General features: G+C 42.0%; 13 protein-coding genes. All 13 read right to left on the minus strand.

Annotated features, from left to right (window positions below):
• Positions 1 to 15: 15 nt before the first annotated feature.
• The 13 genes from GPS65_RS08550 to rpsB all read right to left on the minus strand — a co-directional run bounded on the left by GPS65_RS08550 (position 16) and on the right by rpsB (position 19,205).
• The gene (locus tag GPS65_RS08550; RefSeq protein ID WP_012009989.1) at positions 16 to 1,245 is read right to left on the minus strand and encodes an endo-1,4-beta-xylanase; all 1,230 of its coding nucleotides are present in this window, start codon (positions 1,243 to 1,245) and stop codon (positions 16 to 18) included.
• Between the two features lie 84 nt (positions 1,246 to 1,329).
• Positions 1,330 to 3,435: a glycoside hydrolase family 48 protein gene (locus tag GPS65_RS08555; protein ID WP_012009988.1), complete on the minus strand. Its 2,106-nt coding sequence runs from the start codon at positions 3,433 to 3,435 to the stop codon at positions 1,330 to 1,332.
• A gap of 30 nt (positions 3,436 to 3,465) precedes the next feature.
• A complete protein-coding gene (locus GPS65_RS08560) occupies positions 3,466 to 5,316 on the minus strand; it encodes a glycoside hydrolase family 9 protein (RefSeq protein ID WP_012009987.1) in 1,851 nt (616 codons plus the stop codon).
• A 418-nt stretch (positions 5,317 to 5,734) separates the two neighbouring features.
• Positions 5,735 to 9,988 (minus strand): PolC-type DNA polymerase III, encoded by a 4,254-nt coding sequence (locus GPS65_RS08565; RefSeq protein ID WP_238389156.1) that lies wholly within the window; start codon positions 9,986 to 9,988, stop codon positions 5,735 to 5,737.
• A 135-nt stretch (positions 9,989 to 10,123) separates the two neighbouring features.
• Positions 10,124 to 11,821 carry a proline--tRNA ligase gene (locus tag GPS65_RS08570; protein WP_012009985.1) on the minus strand — a complete coding sequence of 566 codons (1,698 nt, stop codon included), beginning with the start codon at positions 11,819 to 11,821 and terminating at the stop codon, positions 10,124 to 10,126.
• 79 nt (positions 11,822 to 11,900) lie between these two features.
• Complete coding sequence (gene rseP, locus GPS65_RS08575; protein WP_012009984.1) at positions 11,901 to 13,166, minus strand: RIP metalloprotease RseP; 1,266 nt, start codon at positions 13,164 to 13,166, stop codon at positions 11,901 to 11,903.
• Positions 13,167 to 13,172: 6 nt separating this feature from the next.
• The gene (gene dxr, locus GPS65_RS08580; protein WP_012009983.1) at positions 13,173 to 14,324 is read right to left on the minus strand and encodes a 1-deoxy-D-xylulose-5-phosphate reductoisomerase; all 1,152 of its coding nucleotides are present in this window, start codon (positions 14,322 to 14,324) and stop codon (positions 13,173 to 13,175) included.
• 38 nt (positions 14,325 to 14,362) lie between these two features.
• A complete protein-coding gene (locus GPS65_RS08585) occupies positions 14,363 to 15,157 on the minus strand; it encodes a phosphatidate cytidylyltransferase (protein ID WP_041815514.1) in 795 nt (264 codons plus the stop codon).
• 12 nt (positions 15,158 to 15,169) lie between these two features.
• A complete protein-coding gene (locus GPS65_RS08590) occupies positions 15,170 to 15,952 on the minus strand; it encodes an undecaprenyl pyrophosphate synthase (protein ID WP_012009981.1) in 783 nt (260 codons plus the stop codon).
• Positions 15,953 to 16,081: 129 nt separating this feature from the next.
• Positions 16,082 to 16,639: a ribosome recycling factor gene (frr, locus tag GPS65_RS08595; protein ID WP_012009980.1), complete on the minus strand. Its 558-nt coding sequence runs from the start codon at positions 16,637 to 16,639 to the stop codon at positions 16,082 to 16,084.
• 1 nt (position 16,640) lies between these two features.
• Entirely contained in the window at positions 16,641 to 17,363 is a 723-nt protein-coding gene (pyrH, locus tag GPS65_RS08600) for a UMP kinase (RefSeq protein WP_003210919.1), read from the minus strand.
• A 134-nt stretch (positions 17,364 to 17,497) separates the two neighbouring features.
• On the minus strand, positions 17,498 to 18,379 hold the full coding sequence (gene tsf / locus GPS65_RS08605; protein ID WP_012009978.1) for a translation elongation factor Ts: 882 nt from the start codon (positions 18,377 to 18,379) through the stop codon (positions 17,498 to 17,500).
• A 91-nt stretch (positions 18,380 to 18,470) separates the two neighbouring features.
• Positions 18,471 to 19,205 carry a 30S ribosomal protein S2 gene (gene rpsB / locus GPS65_RS08610; protein ID WP_003212093.1) on the minus strand — a complete coding sequence of 245 codons (735 nt, stop codon included), beginning with the start codon at positions 19,203 to 19,205 and terminating at the stop codon, positions 18,471 to 18,473.
• Positions 19,206 to 19,294 lie beyond the last annotated feature (89 nt).

Consider the following 19,294-nt stretch of genomic DNA (forward strand, 5'->3'; position numbering starts at 1 on the left):
CATTCTCCTCACAATCTATCCTTCTTCAGATACAATCACATCGAGACGAAGCGGTGTTTGTTCTTTTGAATCAAGTTCAATTGTCTGTTGTTTCAACAGTTTATTTTCTTTACCGATTCGAATCTCATATGTCCCGTGAAATGCTCGACATGTCACATGGCCATTAGCATCTGTTTTTTCAACTCTTTGTGTCGTCCACTCATTTAGAAGCTTTTCGTAACGTCTTCCTGCTTCATTTAAAGACCAATCGTAATTTACGATGGCCGCATGCTCCCCTCTCCAATGGGCACCTGCCCAAAATCCCCACATTAGCACTCCTTTTACGGCTGGATGACTAAATGCGACGCGATATAGAGCCTCTAGGTTATCCGCTCTTCTATGAGCGTCAGGATGAACAGAGTCGTACTCAGTGACCCATATAGGAAGCCCAAGCTCAGCAAGTACATCGAGCCTTTCTTTTACAACGGCTGGATCGACCCGTTCTTCAAAATGGCCTTGAACACCAATGGCCTCGATAGGTGCACCTAACTGACGAAGTTCATTAATATGCGCTTTATAAGCATGGTGCTCACCATATGAGATCACATTATAATCATTTACAAACAATTGTGCTTGAGGGTCAATTTTTTTCGTTTCTTCATACATCCATTTCCAAATACTTTTCCCAAATCGATCTTTAAAAAATGAACCATGCATCATTTCATTGTTTACATCCCAATGACGGAATCTTCCTTTAAAATGATTGCCCGCATGCTCAAGCCGTTTTTTCATGGCTTCATACACTTCGTGATTCGGTAGTGACCTCAGCCAGCTTGGATTCGCATCCTCCACCTCCCAAAATAAAGCGTGCCCCCTTACTGGAAGTTGGTGTTTATCTGCAAAATTCAGCATCGCATCTGCTTTTTCGTAGGTGATTCTCCCTCTTTCCGGCTCATTCGCATACCATTTTGCCTCATTTTCAAAAACAGCCCAGTTAAAATGCTTCACAAAAAAATCAGCATATCGTTGATTAAATAACACTTGGTCATTCATCGCTGAACCAAATGCAAATTCATGCCTGATTTGCTTCAACTCAACCTCTATTCCTGCTATTGGCTTTTTATCGTGATTTGTGACGTTTATTTCAAGATCTCTTTGTCTATGCTCTAAGATTCGTTCATCCGCCTCTTTTTTCCACTTCAGATTGATCTGCGCATTTTCGCCCTTCTTTGATGATTGATGAAGAAAGCTTCTTTCTTTGACCATGTAAACACGCCCTTCTCTTCACTGGATTTATATTTCTTAAACAAACTGCCGGCTCAAAGAAACCGGCAGCTTAAATTTGATCTGTTAGTTGATCAGACGATGATATTCTGCGTAGGCAGTGGCCATATCCACTTGAGACCAGAAACGGTGATAGGTGAAAACCGGTGCCCCGTTCTCCCATTTGCCTGTTGCTTCATTAAATGAAGACTGATATTTACTCTCGAGTGAAGACCATGCTGGATCTTGTTTAATGTTCGGACGAAGATCAGCAAAACTCGTATAGACCCCATTTCCTCCTCGCTGCGGATCAGAAGGAATAGTGCTTGAGCCAGGAATCTGATTCCCTTGACCAAATGTCCCGTTCCAACCATTTGGGAAATACACTTCTTTTTTAAAGAAGCGGTCATAGTCCTCTCTTTCTTCTTCTGTTACAATGCCCACGCCATCATTGTAATTCCACGCAACCTCAAGGAGCTGTGCGGCAGCATCTTTCGCTCTGACACCAAGCGCTGTATAATTCCCTGTTTCTAGCTTAGTAGCGGCAGCAAAGAAAGTGAAAGCCTTGACTAAACTCCCTAGTACGCCTGTATCCTGAGTTGGATCTTTTGTAACAGCTGTTAGGTTTGGATTTCCTGTTGCAGACTGAAATCCATTCCAAGTGTCAGGCTGCCCGCTCCAAGCAATATTTCCAGGAAGCCAAAACTCGCCTGGTGCACTCGTTGTAGCCACAGTAGCATTTGTTCCCCCTAGAATTCTTCGTCCTTGGTCATCTAGGAAATAACCCTCTTCATCTGACACAGGACGGCTGCCGATAAAAATGTAATCGAGTGCATAGTTCACCCATTTTGTGATGCAAGATTTAGCCATTTGGACATTTTCAGAAGTTTTGTCTCCATCTTTCACAAAAATATAATAAAGCTCTGCTACACGTTCCATCGGCCATGCCTGCATCCCAAACCAGTTATTAGAAGGCGGATCATGGTAAACAGGTGCATCCTCGTATGCCATATCGTAAAAAGTACTTCTTCCTGCCGGATAAGCACTATAGTCTCCATTCCAGCTATTGGTTGCGCCACCTGCTATCGCGCCCTCTTTTGATTGAAGCCATACATAAAATTCAAGCTGCCTTTTTAATGTTTTTTCCCAATCGCTTGCACCGGTAGCGGAAGATGGCTTTAAACCACCTTTATCTGAGGACAAAGCATAAGCGGCGACTGGGTTTTGATACCCTTGGTGACAATGGCTCGCTCCGATACGCCATGACCAGTTTGCATAATCGCCAAGTCCTCCGCCCCAAGAGGTATACCATGCCATTAAGTAATGACAGGCACCCTTTCCGTTTCCAGGGTACGGATTCCCTTGCTTACCGCTTCCAATCGTTTGAAAATACTTATCGTACATACCGTAACGGAGAAAATCACCCATTTTTTTCGCTTTATCAAGATAGGTTGAATTATTGTAGCCGAGTTCCTTTGCCCAATAGATCGCTTGTATTGCACGCGCATCAGCATCCGTTGCATTCGTATAGCGCCACTGAGCAGCTGGTACTTGGTTTTCTTTTGTGAACAAGCTCATAAAGCCTTCATTTGGCTTCCCAAACGATTTATCATCTTGGGATGGATGCGGGATCGCCTCCCAAACAGATTCCTGCTGCCCGCGCTGGAACGTGTTCACATATGCGGCTTTGTGTGATGGATTGAGCAAGTTCCCATATTTATACCAGTTATCGACATCAAGCAGCCAGTGCATTAAATACGTTTCATTTGTTCCATAGGTTGATTTCAATTCACCATCAATCGGATCTTGACCAGCAGGACGAGCCCCACTCAGCTGACTAGGATATTGATCTGGATATGGTTTTTCTGATGCGTAGGTGGCTGGACTAGAAGGGTTGTAGGCGCTCATATGTGGCTGTTCATCATTCCCATCTTCATTTACCGGGATGATGTATTTCTCCATATTGTCCCAGGCTGCCTCTAATTTGCTCCAATCTCTTGTGTAATGTCCGTACAACACCTCTAACCATAGCCAATAACTGTATGCTTCTGACGTTGTCATATGCCCATAATCAGGCGCTTCGCAAATAAGCGTCTCAATTGAATGATACGGAATTCCTTCTGGTGAAAAATATCCATTCGCATCACTTTTAATTTGATGATAAAGCGTTAAAAACCGTTCTTTGTTTGACAAATCCTTCACCCTTTCAATAAATCTTGATTTTTATTTGTCTGGAAGTGTACCAAATACTAAAGAACCATCATCAAAAACAGGTATTCTCGGTGTTTTTTGCATATTGGATGTTAAGCCTTGAAAGGAATAATCATTTGAGGCATCCCATATATTCGATCCATTTGGCGCAGATAATCGAAATTGAATTTCCTTTTTATGCTCTGATTCTCCTCCAGGAAAAATCACTACGCCCGTAAAATCAATTTCTGCATAATACACGTGGGCTGAAGCGTCATATACCTTGAGCGGAGATAAGGAAGCGCCTTCATTGTAGGCGGCTGTCACTTGAATATCTTTTTCAGTCAATCCCTTTGCAAAGACCTCACTCAAATTGACGTAATATCTAAAGGAGAGCGTTTGACTACGTCTAGCCGGCCATCCGGACCGGTTGTATAAAACCGCCTTTACTTGAGTAGATGTAGCATCGTTATTCATCACGGCTGCCTCTACAAAAAACTCATCTTCTGGTTGTTCTTTAGGCGGAAAATCGGGCAGCTTTGATTGCCCTTTTCCAAACAGCTGCACCATTTTAGCTATATTTCCAGTAAAAGCAGCATTATAATCCGTCGCCACCTCGTTTGAAACATAATCAGAGATGTCATCGTCATATTGATCCTGTGCATTAGGTCCGCCAACGAGCGCACCATAAAGAGTGTGACGATGATTCGAAGGATTTGTCAGCTGGTTAGACCATGAGCCGTGTGCCGTTCGGTGGTGTGGGTGCTTTGGCGGGTTCTGGCCAAACCCAACGACATAGCTTCTCTTTAGTGGATTATCGCCAAGCATATAGTGAGTTTGGTTGATCGCAAACGTTTGGTAACGATTCTTTTTTTCTTCATCTGACACCCAGTCAGCGTAAACAAAGGCTAAAAATGCTGCATTTGCTGTATAACGAAGTGAGCCCCATTGATCTAGCCATGCCAAACCGCCAGGCGTATACGTGATTCTTTCAACTTTTCCATTTTGTACAAAACCCGTCGTCCAGTAATCGAGATTGCGTTCTGTCGATTCTATAAATCGATTCTCTTTCGTGATCCTGGCGAGTAAGATTTGCGAAGCAAAAAAAGTATTGTCCCACGACATGGTAAACGTATAATCCCAATCTTTTGGCCATTCCTCTACTGCTTTTAGTGCTTGATTTAAATAGGTTTCTTCATTTGTTGCCAAATGCAGCCAGATTCCGCCCCAAATGAGTTCATCAATATAGCCACTCCATGAGTTGTAAAATGGCTGAGCGTTTGTGACACAATCTGTATACTCACCACGATACCTGTCAGCAAATGCATATAGCTGTTTCGCGTGCGTCAGAAGCTTTGCTGCATAAGAGGCATCTGTCTCTTTAAAAATGATAGAACCCGCTGCTAAAGCTGCCGCAGTTTGTGCGGCTACTTCTGTTCCAGGACAATTTTCATCAATTTTAAAAGCTGGCCGGCTCATCGGCATCACTTCTGCCGGTCCCCACCAAGCATGATCAGCGTTCCCATCACCTACCTGCGCCCAAAACTCGTTCGGACCTGTATGAGCTTTCAAAAAATAATCTGTTGCCCACTTGATTTGACCTAACATGTCATCAAGCAGTCCTGCCTCTTCATAGGCTTCTCGGTATTCATATACTGTCCAAGCAAGCACAGCCGCTGAGTACGCCATTGGAAGGCCAAATTTCACATGATCACCTGCGTCATACCAGCCGCCAGTTAAGTCATGACCTACATCCTTCCCATCCTCTAGTCCAGAATCTCCCCGCCAGTTGAGACGGTTGCTTTGAGGTAGCTTTCCAGACCGCTGCGCTTCATAAAACAACAAGGATTTCTGAAGAACCTCTACATAGTTATAAGATGCCATTTCTGTATGACTCACCCCTTCTTTTTAGTCAAACATGAATAGACAAGCCACCTCCTTTTATTCATAACGTGATTTGAACAGCTTTGAAAAGAATCAAATATGTTTCAAAAAAAAGCATAGAAAACAGCAATCAGCTTTGCGCTCATCGAAGTTTTTTCTCTTGATTCTTTCTGAGACTGTACCCAGAATGATCATATGTCACATGAGAACATTTCAGACGGCGAAATTCTCTTTTTTGCTCTATTTGGGTAGAAAGAATGACATACAATCTCTTCTCTTAAAACATCACGCTAAATCAAGATATATGAGTGAATTAGAAAAAGATTCCAATTGGTAGGAATTCTTTATTAGTTAACATAATAATATTATTGTATATATAAAAAGAACGCCCCATTAAGGGCGCTCTGCATTGATCGTATTAAAACAAAGAAAGCTGGTTTTGATCAGGAAGTGCTTCTAAGCAGCCTTGACGATCTAAATATTCTAGGATCGTTTTCGACACTTTTCCGCGTTTTTGTAAATCTTCTTTTGAAAGGAATTCCCCATCTTGACGTGCGCGTACAATATTTAACGCAACGTTCGTTCCGAGTCCAGGGATTGAGTTGAACGGCGGAATCAATCCGTCACCATCAATGATAAACTCTGTTGCACTTGATCGGTAGAGGTCCACTTTTTTGAAATGGTAGCCTCTTTCACACATTTCAAGAGCAAGCTCTAGTACAGTTAATAGGTTTTTTTCTTTCGGTGATGCATCTAAACCTTTTGAGTTAATATCGTCCATGACTGCTCGAATCGCATTCGATCCTTTTGTCATTGTTTCAATATCAAAGTCATCTGCACGAACGGTAAAGTAAGCCGCATAGTATAAAAGTGCATGATGCACCTTAAAGTAAGCAATACGTACAGCCATTAATACGTAAGCAGCTGCGTGGGCCTTAGGGAACATGTATTTGATCTTTTTACAAGAATCAATATACCAGTTCGGTACATTATTATTCTTCATTTCTTCTTCCCATTCAGGAGGAAGTCCTTTTCCTTTACGAACAGACTCCATGATTTTAAAGGCAAGTGACGGCTCTAAACCCTGATAGATGAGATAGACCATAATATCGTCACGGCACCCAATCACTTCACTTAGTTCACACGTTTTATTGTGGATGAGCTCTTGCGCGTTCCCGAGCCATACATCCGTCCCGTGTGATAATCCAGAGATCTGAACGAGCTCTGAGAAGGTTGTTGGTTTTGTATCCTCAAGCATTTGTCGAACAAACCTTGTCCCAAACTCCGGAATACCGAGTGTACCTGTTTTACAGCCAATTTGCTCTTCTGTTACACCAAGAGGCTCTGTTCCCTGGAAAATCTTCATCACTTCAGGATCATCTGTTGGAATCGTTTTTGGATCAATTCCGCTTAAATCCTGAAGCATACGAATAACCGTAGGATCATCGTGCCCTAGTATATCAAGTTTGAGCAAGTTGTCATGGATGGAGTGGAAATCAAAATGCGTCGTTTTCCAATCAGAACCTGTCGCGTCTGCTGGAAATTGAATAGGTGAAAAATCGTAAATGTCCATATAATCCGGCACTACAATGATACCGCCTGGATGCTGACCCGTTGTCCGTTTTACCCCTGTACAGCCTTGTACAAGCCGGTCGATTTCTGCGCCCCTCATATGAAGATTATGATCTCCAGCATAGCCTTTCACGTAACCATATGCTGTTTTTTCTGCAACAGTACCAATCGTACCTGCTCGGTATACGTACTCTTCACCAAACAGCTCTTTTGTATAGTTATGAGCTATCGGCTGATATTCACCTGAAAAGTTCAAGTCGATATCAGGGACTTTGTCTCCTTTAAAACCTAAGAACGTTTCAAACGGAATATCATGTCCGTCTTTTTTGTACGGCGTGCCACATTCTGGGCAGTCTTTGTCAGGAAGGTCAAAGCCTGAACCAACAGATCCGTCATTAAAGAATTCGGAATGCTTACAGCTTGGACATACATAATGCGGCGCAAGCGGGTTCACTTCGGTAATCTCTGTTAAAGTGGCAACAAGTGATGAGCCGACAGATCCCCTTGAACCAACAAGATATCCGTCATCAAGTGATTTCTTTACAAGCTTATGAGAAATTAAGTAAATAACGGCGAATCCATGACCGATAATACTTTTTAATTCTTTCTCAATACGGTCTTCTACGATTTTCGGCAAGTCATCTCCGTAGATGCTGCGCGCCATTTGATAACTCATTTCCCGTATTTCTTCATCTGCACCTTCAATTTTTGGTGTGTACAGATCATCTTTGATTGGTTTAATGCTTTCGACCATCTCAGAAACTTTTTTCGTATTCGTCACGACGATCTCTTTCGCTTTTTCCTCTCCTAGAAAGGAGAATGCTTCAAGCATTTCATCTGTCGTTCTAAAATGAACTTTTGGCAGTTCATGACGATTCAGCGGATTCGCTCCACCTTGCGATGAAATTAAGATTTTACGATAAATTTTGTCTTCTGGATGCAGATAATGCACATTCCCTGTTGCCACGACTGGTTTATTCAGCTTTTCACCAAGCTTCACAATGTTTGTGATGATTTCTTTTAACGCACGTTCATCTCGAACAAGCTCCAGCTGTAGCAGATGCTGATACACTTCTGGCGGATGAACTTCTAAATAGTCGTAAAATGCGGCAATGTCTTCTACCTCATCAGGTGATTTTTGCATCATTCCTTCAAACACTTCACCCTTATCACAGGCAGACCCGATAATTAAACCTTCTCGATATTTCTCAAGCTGTGAGCGCGGAATGCGCGGCACTCGGTAGAAATAATGAATATGAGAAAGAGAAACAAGCTTGAATAAATTTTTCAGCCCCGTCTCATTTTGTGCGATCAGAATGGCATGGTAAGGACGTGAGCGCTGGTACGCATTAGACTGACCCATGTTTTCATTTAATTGATCGTGATAAGCAATATCTTTTTCAGCCGCATCTTTTAGCATTTTTAGCATGAGGTAGCCTGTCGCCTCTGCATCGTAAATGGCGCGGTGATGCTGCGTCAGTTCTATATCGAACTTTTTACAAAGTGTGTTCAGCCGATGATTCTTAAATTCTGGGTATAGGAATCGGCCAAGTTCAAGTGTATCAATCACCGGGTTTGACGCTTTATCTGTTTTTAACAGGCGTTTGTACGCTGTATTTAAAAAGCCCATATCAAAGCTTGCATTGTGCGCAACAAGGATATCTTGTCCAATCCATTCTTTGAAATCCCGTACGACATCGACGACATCTGGCGCATCTCTGACCATATCATCCGTGATACCTGTTAATTCGATCGTTGTCGCTGATAATGGGTGATGAGGATTTGCAAAAGCCTCAAAACGGTCAATGATTTCTCCGCCTTTTATTTTTACTGCTGCCAGCTCAATGATCGTGTCATACACAGCTGAAAGTCCAGTTGTCTCGACGTCAAATACGACATACGTTGCATCCTCTAACAAACGGTGCTCTGGATTATAGGCAATAGGGACTCCGTCGTCAACCAAGTTGATTTCCACACCATACATCATTTTGATGTCATGCTTTCTACTTGCTGCATACGCATCTGGGAAGGATTGTACAACCGCATGATCCGTCAGGGCAATTGCTTCATGTCCCCATTTTTTTGCTTGCTCCACCAGCCTGCCGATGCCAGTAACAGCATCCATTTGGCTCATTGGGGAATGCAAATGAAGCTCGACACGCTTTTCACCCTCAGGTGCCGTATCCTCTTTCAACTGAGGTTTCATTTCATTGACGTCATTGGCAATCATGACAAGGTCTCTCACAAACGTATCGTTTTGAATGCTTCCTCTTGCTTTGACCCACATGCCTTTTTTCAATGATTTCATCAGCTGGGCATCTTCTTTTTCTCTTGCAAACATCTTGATTAAAATACTGTTTGTATAATCAGTAATTTTAAAGATACAAAGCGTTCTGCCGCTTTTCAGCTCACGTGTTTCTGCATCGAATACGTAGCCCTGGACGGTAATTCTTCTTTCCTCGTCCATAATACTATCAAGCGTACGAATTTCTTCATTGTCTTTAATTTGATAGCCAATCATGAGAGGGCCAGACGGACCTTCCTCCTGCTCCTCACTTTCCTTCTTCTCCATCTCAGTGAGGGCTTGCATTGCTCTTTCTTGATCTTCAGCAAGCTTTTGTTCTCTAAACTTCTGAATCTCTTGATCTGATACAAAAATTTCTGTATCAAATTGCAATTCTGGAAAGCCTACTTGTTTAAAAGCAGCCTGTAGCATTGGACTGTACTTCTTCTTGATGGCCAAAGCTTCTGTTTCGCTTTTCGTTTTGATGATGATTTTATGTCCAGACAGCGATGGTTTTTGCTGCTGAAGCAAGCTGATAATTGGAGGAGAAATTCCTTGAAGCTCTTCCACACAATGTGACCAATACGATTGAACGAGCTCTTCCGAGATGCTCGGATCATTGACTTCAATCGTACAAGTAACTTGTGCAATATGAGAAAATGCATTTGTCAGCCTGCTGAGAAACATTGCATATACTTTGTAAGGCAGAAGCGCCTTAAATTTAAAAAGGAAATGCCACGTTTTCGCCAACTTATGCACCGTCAATTTGACGATTTCTCCTTCTTCAAAGTAACGACTGAGGTCATCATCTGTCATTTGAATCTGATTGAGTAATATATGAAATTGCCGCCGTGTGATCGGTAATTGTTCATCCAAGACAGGACCCTCCTTTTGTCAATCAGAAAGGTACCTCTTTTCTATAGGAGGTACCTTCATTTTTTTGTTCGTTTTTTACGCTTGGCGTATAAATGAAATCAGCTCATCAACAGATACTTCATGTGATTCACCTGATTTTCTAAACTTCACTTCAACGATGCCTTCTTCTGAACGTTTTCCGCAGCTAATGCGAATTGGCAGCCCAATTAAATCACTGTCTGCAAATTTCACGCCTGCACGCTCCTGTCGGTCATCGAATAGTACGTCAAAACCCTCATTTTCTAAACGCTCGTACAACGTTTCAGCAAGCTCTTTTTGAGCATCGTTTTTCATATTTAATGCAAGGAGGTGAAGGTCATATGGCGCAACAGCTTCTGGCCAAATGATTCCTTTCTCATCGTGATGCTGCTCTACAATCGCTGAAAGCGTTCTAGAGATACCGATACCATAGCAACCCATAATCATTGGCTGCGCCCGGCCATTCTCATCCAGGTACGTCGCATCCATTGACTCAGAATAACGAGTGCCTAGTTTAAAGACTTGTCCTACTTCAATCCCCTTGGCAAACTGGATTGTGCCTTCTCCATCTGGAGAAACGTCTCCTTCTTGAATGAAACGAAGGTCTGTGAATTCTTTCACTGACACATCACGCGCAGGATTAACATTGACATAGTGATAATCCGCTTCGTTTGCACCTGCGACAGCATTTGTCATGCCTTTAACTGTAAGATCTGCATAAATATCGACTTCTGCTTCCAGCTTTACTGGGCCAACAAATCCAGGCTCTGTTCCAATGACTTCTAGTACTTCTTCGCGAGTAGCCAGCTCTACAAGCTGTGCTCCTACTAAGTTTTTCACTTTCACATCATTTACTTCATGGTCGCCTCTCGTCAGGATGAGGACATACGCATCATCTGCTTTAAACAAAACAGACTTGATACAAAGAGAAGGATCAACATCTAAAAATCCAGCGATGTCTTGAATCGTTTTTACTTGCGGTGTATGAACTTTTTCAAGTTCTTTGAAGTCCGCAGGATTTGCTTCTTCTCCTTGATAGACAGCTTCAGCCATTTCAATATTCGCAGCATAGGAAGATGTATCAGAGTATGCGATTGTATCTTCTCCTACTTCTGACAGTGCCATAAACTCATGTGTATCTTTTCCTCCCATTGCACCAGAATCTGCAATGACTGGTCTAAAATTAAGACCTACTTTTGAGAATACATTGGAGTAAGCTGTAAACATCTTGTTATATGTGTCATCAAGGCTTTCTGGTGAAGAATGGAATGAGTACGCATCCTTCATAATAAATTCACGTCCACGCAGCAGTCCAAAACGTGGTCTCTGTTCGTCGCGGAATTTTGATTGAATTTGATAAAGAGTTAAAGGAAGCTTCTTATACGATTTCACTTCGCTACGTACGAGTGATGTAATCACTTCTTCGTGCGTTGGGCCAAGTGCGAACTCGCGGCCATGACGATCTTTCATACGCATCAATTCTGGACCGTATGTATACCATCTTCCTGACTCTTGCCACATTTCTGCCTGTTGCAGCACTGGCATTAACAGCTCAGCTGCTCCTGCCTTTTCCATCTCCTTGCGAACGATGGATTGAATATGCTGAATGACTTTATGAGCAAGCGGCAGATAATGATAGATTCCGCTTGTATTTTGTCTTATGAACCCAGCTCTTACTAAGAGCTGGTGACTTTTTGCCTCAGCATCTGCTGGCACCTCTCGAAGAGTTGGTATGAAAGTCAGGGATTGTCTCATGTCGTTACACCTCATTTATGAAATAGGACTTCTCACAAAAACTCTTGTTTCCCGTAATGAGAAACAAGAGACATTGGTTTTATAAAAATAATCGCTGGATGTCATTCCACGTAACCACTAGCATTAACAGCATGAGGAATGCAACACCGATAAAGACAACAAGTGCTTCTTTCTCACGATTAATTGGTTTACCGCGAATGGCTTCAACAAACAAGAAGAGTAAACGTCCTCCGTCTAGTGCAGGAATCGGCAATAAATTCACGATACCTAAGTTGATACTAAGGAACGCCGCAAACTGCATTAATGTTAACACACCTTGCTTAGCTACTTCTCCTGTCATGTCATAGATCCCAACAGGACCTGCTAACATATCTAATGAAAATTGCCCTGTGACAATCTTTTGCAAGTTCGTTAAAATCAAACCTGCTGTTGAAATCACAGTTGTTCCTGAGGATGAAATAACCTTCAGAAATCCATTTTCCGTTGGCGGATAAGATCCGAAACGGCCAATGTTTTTCCCGTCTGCTTTCACAGCTTCTGGTACAACCTGTACAGTGCTTTCTTTGCCGTCTCGGTCAATGACGACATTCATTTTTTTCTCAGGGTTCTTTTGAACGGTTTGAACGACATCTGTCCAAGAATCCATTTTATCCCCGTTAATGGACACGATGTGGTCTCCCTGCATGAGTCCAGCTTCTGCCGCTCGGCCGTCTTTCGTCAGCTTACCGAGTACAGGATCATCAACGGTGACCCCTTGAATAAATCCTAAAGCAACTAAAATCACATACGCCAAGATAAAGTTCATAATCGGTCCAGCTGCGATCGCTTTAATACGCTGCCATACCGTTTTTGATCCAAATTGACGATTGTATGGTGCGATTTGAATTTCTTCACCATCTGCAATATAAAAACTTGTTTGACTGACATTGTAACCAGTCAAAATATCTTCATTTCCAGCTTCATATCCTGAGATTCTCATGGCGTGATCTAAATCAATCTGCTCCACTTCGATGACAAGTGCATCAGGATATTTTTCTTTATCATTTAAAATGATTTTTTCTACTTCATTTTGCTCATTGAATAAGAGCCCCACTGTATGACCTGGTTTAATTTCAATGACTTCAGGGTCCTCTCCCGCCATTTTAACAAATCCGCCAATAGGGAGCAGTCTAATGGTATAAACGGTTTCCTTTCGTTTAAAGGAGAAAATCTTCGGCCCAAAACCAATTGCGAACTCACGGCATAAAATCCCCGCTCGCTGCGCCATAATTAAATGGCCAAGCTCGTGGAAAAAAACGAGCGTTCCAAAAATAATAATAAACGCAATCACTGTATTCACGAACATACCACCTTATGTGAGGATTGATTGAACAAAGTCTCGTGTCTCTTTGTCCACTTCATGGATATCTTGCAAACTAGGCGTTGAAATCACATGATGTCTGTTCAGTGCCTTTTCAATCAATTCTTCAATTTGCAGGAACGTTACTTTGCCTTTCAGAAAGGCATCGACTGCCATTTCATTTGCTGCATTGAGCACAGCAGGCATTGTCCCTCCTATTTTACCTGATTCATAAGCAAAATGTAAGCAACGATACCTGTCAAAATCCGCTTTTTGGAAATTCAATTGTCCAATCTCCCAAAGGTTCAATGATTTCGCTTCTGGTAATGGCGCCCTGTCAGGGTATGTGAGTGCATATTGAATGGGCACTCTCATGTCAGGTGTCCCTAACTGAGCCATGACGCTTTTGTCGTGAAATTCCACCATCGAATGGATAATGCTCTCTTTATGTAACAGCACATCAATTTGTTCATATGGTATATCAAACAACCAATGCGCCTCAATGACCTCGAGCCCTTTATTCATCATCGTCGCTGAATCAATGGTAATTTTCGCTCCCATTGACCAGTTTGGGTGGTTCAGTGCTTCTTCAACCGTAACACCTTCAAGTTCAGTTCGTTTTTTATCTCGGAAACTACCACCTGAAGCTGTCACGATTAAGCGTTCAATGTTTTTAGCTTGTTCACCTTGCAGGCATTGAAAAATAGCGGAATGCTCACTATCGACAGGAAGTAAAGGTACATCATATGTTTTCGCGTACTCTTTTACTATATGACCAGCTGTCACCAGTGTTTCCTTATTTGCAAGTGCAATTGTCTTTTTTTGTTCAATGGCCTTTAATGTTGGAACAAGCCCGACACTTCCGACAAGGGCATTGACCACAACGTCCACTGCATCATAAATTGCTGCTTCGATGTTGGCTTCATCACCAGCAGCCATTTTGACATCGTATTCAAATGAATGACCTTTTAGCGTGTGATAGGCCTCTTCACTTAAGCATCCGACAAATTCAGGCTGAAACTGTTCAATAATTGGTATGGCCTTGTCTACATTCCGGCCAAACGTCATGGCTTTCAGCTTAAATTTGTCTGGGTGCTGCCTAATCACATCTAATGTTTGTTCTCCAATTGATCCTGTTGCGCCTAATAGCGAAATATATCTCAAATTGCCACTCCTTCTCTCGTTCAATAGTTTCTATGAGGTTAGCTGGCAAACGTTGCGAGCAGTAAATATAAAAACGGCAGAACGAATAAAAAGCTATCAAACCTGTCCAAAATACCGCCATGTCCAGGGAGGATTGTCCCTGAATCTTTCACGTCGTAATGACGTTTTAAAGCAGATTCCACAAGGTCGCCAAGCTGCCCAAAGATACTGAGCAAAAGCGTAATAAACATAACAAGCAGATATGATGGCAAAAATCCTGTAACCGCCTGAAACACAAATGACAACACGACCGCTGTGACGATTCCACCGATAAATCCTTCTACTGTTTTGTTTGGGCTAATCTCTGGCCAGAGCTTTCGTTTCCCCATCGATTTCCCAATGAAATAGGCACCTGAGTCAGTGGACCAAATAATCACTGCTGCGAAGAAGATCGCACTCATGCCATATAAGCCTCTAATTTGGATAAAATAATAGAAACTGACGCCAATATATAATGTCGCTAAGATCACAAAAGCAACCTCATCGAATGTGAAAGAGTTTTTGCTCAACACTGTATAAGTTAAAAGAATTAAGACTGCGAATAAAGCAATCTGCATTTTTGATGCGTCTACGTTCGGGAAGAAGCTGTTCTCTCCGCCCATTAAAAGCCAAAGCAATATTAAGCTGACAATACCGGGAATACTGAAAATCGATATCTTTTTCATTCTTAGAAGCTCAAAGAGAGCGACGCTTCCCATTAAGTAAATCAGCAGGGTAAATGGCATCTGTCCATATATAACTGCAAGTAAAAAGACTGCAGCTGCCAACACACCCGTCAAAATTCTTTGTTTCATCTGCACCACCCTCTAAATTCCACCGAACCTCCGGCCTCGGCGCTGGTATTCTCCGATAGCGCCTATAAGATGCTCATCAGAAAAGTCAGGCCATAGCACATCCGTAAAGACAAATTCGCTGTACGCAATTTGCCAAAGCATAAAGTTGCTTAATCTAATTTCTCCACTTGTGCGAATAAGCAAATCCGGATCTTGAAGAGATTCTGTCATTAAATAAGCTGAAAACATCTCTTCTGTGATGTCTTCTGCTTGAAGCTTACCTTCTTTGACTTTTTCAGAAATTTGCCTGCATGCGGAGACGATTTCTGTGCGCCCTCCATAGTTGAGCGCAAAATTCAAAACGAGTCCGTCGTTATTCGTCGTACTCTTTACTGCGTTCTCTACCGCTCTTTTCGTATGCTGCGGGAGGCCGTCTGGATCACCTGTTAAGCGCACACGAACATTTTCCTCGATGAGCTCGGGCAGGTAGATGTTCAAAAATTCTTCAGGAAGTTTCATTAAAAAGTCTACTTCTAGTTTTGGACGTTTCCAATTTTCCGTTGAAAAAGCATACAAAGTCAGCACTTTGACATTCAGCTCATTTGCAAGCTTTGTCATGCGCTTGACGACTTTCATTCCTTCATGATGTCCTGCTACCCGTGGAAGAGCACGTTTTTTCGCCCATCTTCCGTTCCCATCCATGATAATGGCGATATGTTCAGGAATTTCTCCATTTAATATGTCTTCTTTTGTCAGACTTTCTAAGTTGGAAGCTGCAGTTTGCTGATTCTTCCAATTTTTGAGTATATTGAGCATGAGATTCCTCCATCACCCAAAAAGGTTGCGTTTCCGCTAATAATATAGTCACCAACAGTATTAACAAAAAAACCCCCTGTAAACATGAAGAGGGTCTTTTCACTATTATCTATTGTACATAGTTTTTTCTTAAACTTCCATGATTTCTTTTTCTTTATCTTTCATCACGTCATCAATTTTAGCGACATATTCATCTGTCAATTTTTGAACATCCTCTGTTGATGATCTTAATTCATCTTCAGTGATCTCACCATTTTTCTCGAGCTTTTTCAACTCATCGTTTGCATCACGACGAACATTACGAACAGCTACTTTTGCTTCTTCTGAATATTTTCTTACAACCTTCACAAGCTCTTTACGTCTTTCTTCTGTTAGTGCAGGAATTGCAATACGGATCACATTTCCGTCACTTGTTGGCGTGATACCAAGATCAGACTTTTGGATTGATTTTTCGATATCACCGATAGCTGTTTTATCATAAGGTGTGATAATTAGCATACGTGCTTCTGGCACTGTGATTGACGCGATTTGGTTTAGTGGTGTTTGTGCACCATAATAATCAACCGTCACTTTATCAAGCAATGAAGCATTTGCTCTGCCCGCACGAACAGTTGCAAGTTCTCGTCCGTATGCTTGAACGGCTTTTTCCATTTTTTCTTTCGTTTGGTTCAATACTTCTTTTGACACGTTATTTCCCCCTCACAATCGTTCCAATTGATTCGCCATTTACGGCACGTTTAATATTTCCTTCTTCCATAATAGAGAATACGATTAATGGAATGTCATTGTCCATACATAATGAGGACGCAGTAGAATCCATTACTGCAAGCCCTTCTTTTAGCACATCAAGATATGAAAGCTTGTCATATTTTACTGCATCCGCATCTGTACGAGGATCAGCACTGTAGACACCGTCTACATTATTTTTCGCCATTAAAATGACATCTGCTTCAATTTCTGCTGCACGAAGTGCTGCCGTTGTATCTGTAGAGAAATAAGGGTTACCAGTACCTGCAGCAAAAATCACGACACGTTTCTTCTCAAGATGACGGATCGCTTTTCTTCTTATGTATGGTTCTGCAACCTGTCTCATTTCGATAGAGGTTTGTACCCTAGACTGAATGCCAAGCGTTTCTAGGCTGTCCTGTAGCGCGAGCGAATTCATCACTGTTGCTAGCATGCCCATGTAGTCTGCTGTCGCACGGTCCATTCCTAAGTCACTGCCTGTCTTACCGCGCCAAAGGTTTCCTCCGCCTACAACAACTGCAACCTCAACATCAAGCTCTGCAATTTCTTTTACTTGCTTTGCAATTGAATGAATGACAGTTGGGTTAATTCCATTTCCAGCATCACCTGCTAGTGCTTCGCCACTTAGCTTCAGTACAATGCGATTATATTTCGGTTTGCTCATGATAACCTCCAAGTGTAAACTATACCGTCTCTTATTATGCGTAAGAAACTGCCTTTTGTAAATCAATATCCTCTAAAAAATAGGGAACACAGTGCTTGTGCTCCCTAAAAAAGCCCCAGAGAGCTTTTCAAACATTATTTTTTCACTTGGCTCATAACTTCTTCAGCAAAGTTGTCTTGACGCTTCTCGATACCTTCGCCCACTTCATAGCGAACATAAGTTTGAATGCTTGCGTTTTTCGCAGCTACTACTTGTTTCACTTTTTCATCTGGGTTTTTAACGAAAGCTTGGTCAAGTAAGCAAATTTCTTCGAAGAATTTGTTTAGACGGCCTTCTACCATTTTAGCTACGATGTTTTCAGGCTTTCCTTCTTGTAGCGCTTGCTGTGTTAATACTTCGCGCTCACGGTTTGCTTCTTCTTCTGACACTTGGTCACGAGAAATGTATTTAGGGTTTACAGCAGCAACGTGCATTGCGATGTCTCTTGCAAGCTCTTCATCAGTTGTTCCGTTAAGAACAGCTAACACACCGATGCGTCCGCCCATGTGTAAGTAAGAACCGAATGCTGCGTTATCTTCTTTTGTGATAACAGAGAAACGACGTAGAGTGATTTTCTCTCCGATTTTCGCAATTGCAGATGTAATATGCTCTTCAACTGTTGAACCGTTTTCCATTTTAGAAGCATGAGCTTCTTCAATTGTTGCAGGTTTAGCAGCTAGCAAATGATCAGCAAGTTCGTTAAGAAGTGATTGGAATCCTTCGTTTTTCGCAACGAAATCCGTCTCAGAGTTCACTTCTAGGATCACGCCTGTGTTGCCATCAGTTTTGATAAGAGTTAATCCTTCTGCAGCAATACGGTCTGCTTTTTTCGCAGCTTTTGCAATTCCTTTTTCTCTTAGAAGATCGATTGCTTTGTCGATGTCACCATCAGTTTCTGTTAACGCTTTTTTACAGTCCATCATACCTGCACCAGTTTTTTGACGCAGTTCTTTAACTAATTGAGCAGTAATAGCCATTTTACATTTCCTCCTTCTATGTTAAAACACGGATTACTAGGTGAAAAAAAGGTGATAAAAGGCATTTCCCTCTTATCACCTTTTGAATAGGTTACGCAGTTGTTGTTTCAGTTTCTGTCGTTTCTTCTACAACAGCTTCTTCTTCGCCTTGTTTAGACTCAAGAATCGCATCTGCCATTTTAGCAGTTAGAAGTTTTACAGCACGGATTGCATCATCGTTTGCAGGGATCACAACATCAATTTCGTCTGGATCACAGTTTGTGTCAACGATACCGATGATTGGGATATTCAATTTACGAGCTTCTGCAACTGCAATACGCTCTTTACGAGGGTCGATAATGAAAAGTGCATCCGGAAGACCTTTCATGTCTTTGATTCCGCCTAGAAATTTTTCAAGACGTTCTAATTCTTTTTTCAGTTGAACGACTTCTTTCTTAGGAAGAACATCGAATGTACCGTTTTCTTGCATTTTTTCAATATCTTTTAAACGTTTGATACGTTTTTGGATTGTTTCAAAGTTTGTTAACGTTCCACCAAGCCAGCGTTGGTTCACATAGAACATACCAGAACGGATTGCTTCTTCTTTCACTGAATCTTGTGCTTGCTTTTTCGTACCAACGAAAAGGATTTTTCCTCCGTCAGCAGCAAGGTTTTTCGTGAAGTTGTAAGCTTCCTCTACTTTTTTCACCGTTTTTTGAAGATCGATGATGTAGATACCGTTACGCTCTGTAAAGATGTAACGCTTCATTTTTGGGTTCCAACGGCGTGTTTGGTGACCGAAGTGAACACCAGCTTCTAGCAATTGTTTCATAGAAATAACTGACATGTTGTTGCCTCCTAATATAATGGTTTTTTTTCCTCCGCTCAAGTCATGTTCACATAAAACTGCGCCACGGCAGCACCTTCATACGAATC

It is taken from the genome of Bacillus pumilus, from assembly GCF_009937765.1.
Classification (GTDB): domain Bacteria; phylum Bacillota; class Bacilli; order Bacillales; family Bacillaceae; genus Bacillus; species Bacillus pumilus_O.

Bases quoted from the DNA above. Each gene is read 5' to 3' on its own strand.
- GPS65_RS08550 (WP_012009989.1), bottom strand. From the start codon at position 1,245: ATGGTCAAAGAAAGAAGCTTTCTTCATCAATCATCAAAGAAGGGCGAA.
- tsf (WP_012009978.1), bottom strand. From the start codon at position 18,379: ATGGCTATTACTGCTCAATTAGTTAAAGAACTGCGTCAAAAAACTGGT.
- GPS65_RS08560 (WP_012009987.1), bottom strand. From the start codon at position 5,316: ATGGCATCTTATAACTATGTAGAGGTTCTTCAGAAATCCTTGTTGTTT.
- GPS65_RS08565 (WP_238389156.1), bottom strand. From the start codon at position 9,988: ATGACAGATGATGACCTCAGTCGTTACTTTGAAGAAGGAGAAATCGTC.
- rseP (WP_012009984.1), bottom strand. From the start codon at position 13,166: ATGTTCGTGAATACAGTGATTGCGTTTATTATTATTTTTGGAACGCTC.
- GPS65_RS08585 (WP_041815514.1), bottom strand. From the start codon at position 15,157: ATGAAACAAAGAATTTTGACGGGTGTGTTGGCAGCTGCAGTCTTTTTA.
- GPS65_RS08570 (WP_012009985.1), bottom strand. From the start codon at position 11,821: ATGAGACAATCCCTGACTTTCATACCAACTCTTCGAGAGGTGCCAGCA.
- rpsB (WP_003212093.1), bottom strand. From the start codon at position 19,205: ATGTCAGTTATTTCTATGAAACAATTGCTAGAAGCTGGTGTTCACTTC.
- GPS65_RS08590 (WP_012009981.1), bottom strand. From the start codon at position 15,952: ATGCTCAATATACTCAAAAATTGGAAGAATCAGCAAACTGCAGCTTCC.
- pyrH (WP_003210919.1), bottom strand. From the start codon at position 17,363: ATGAGCAAACCGAAATATAATCGCATTGTACTGAAGCTAAGTGGCGAA.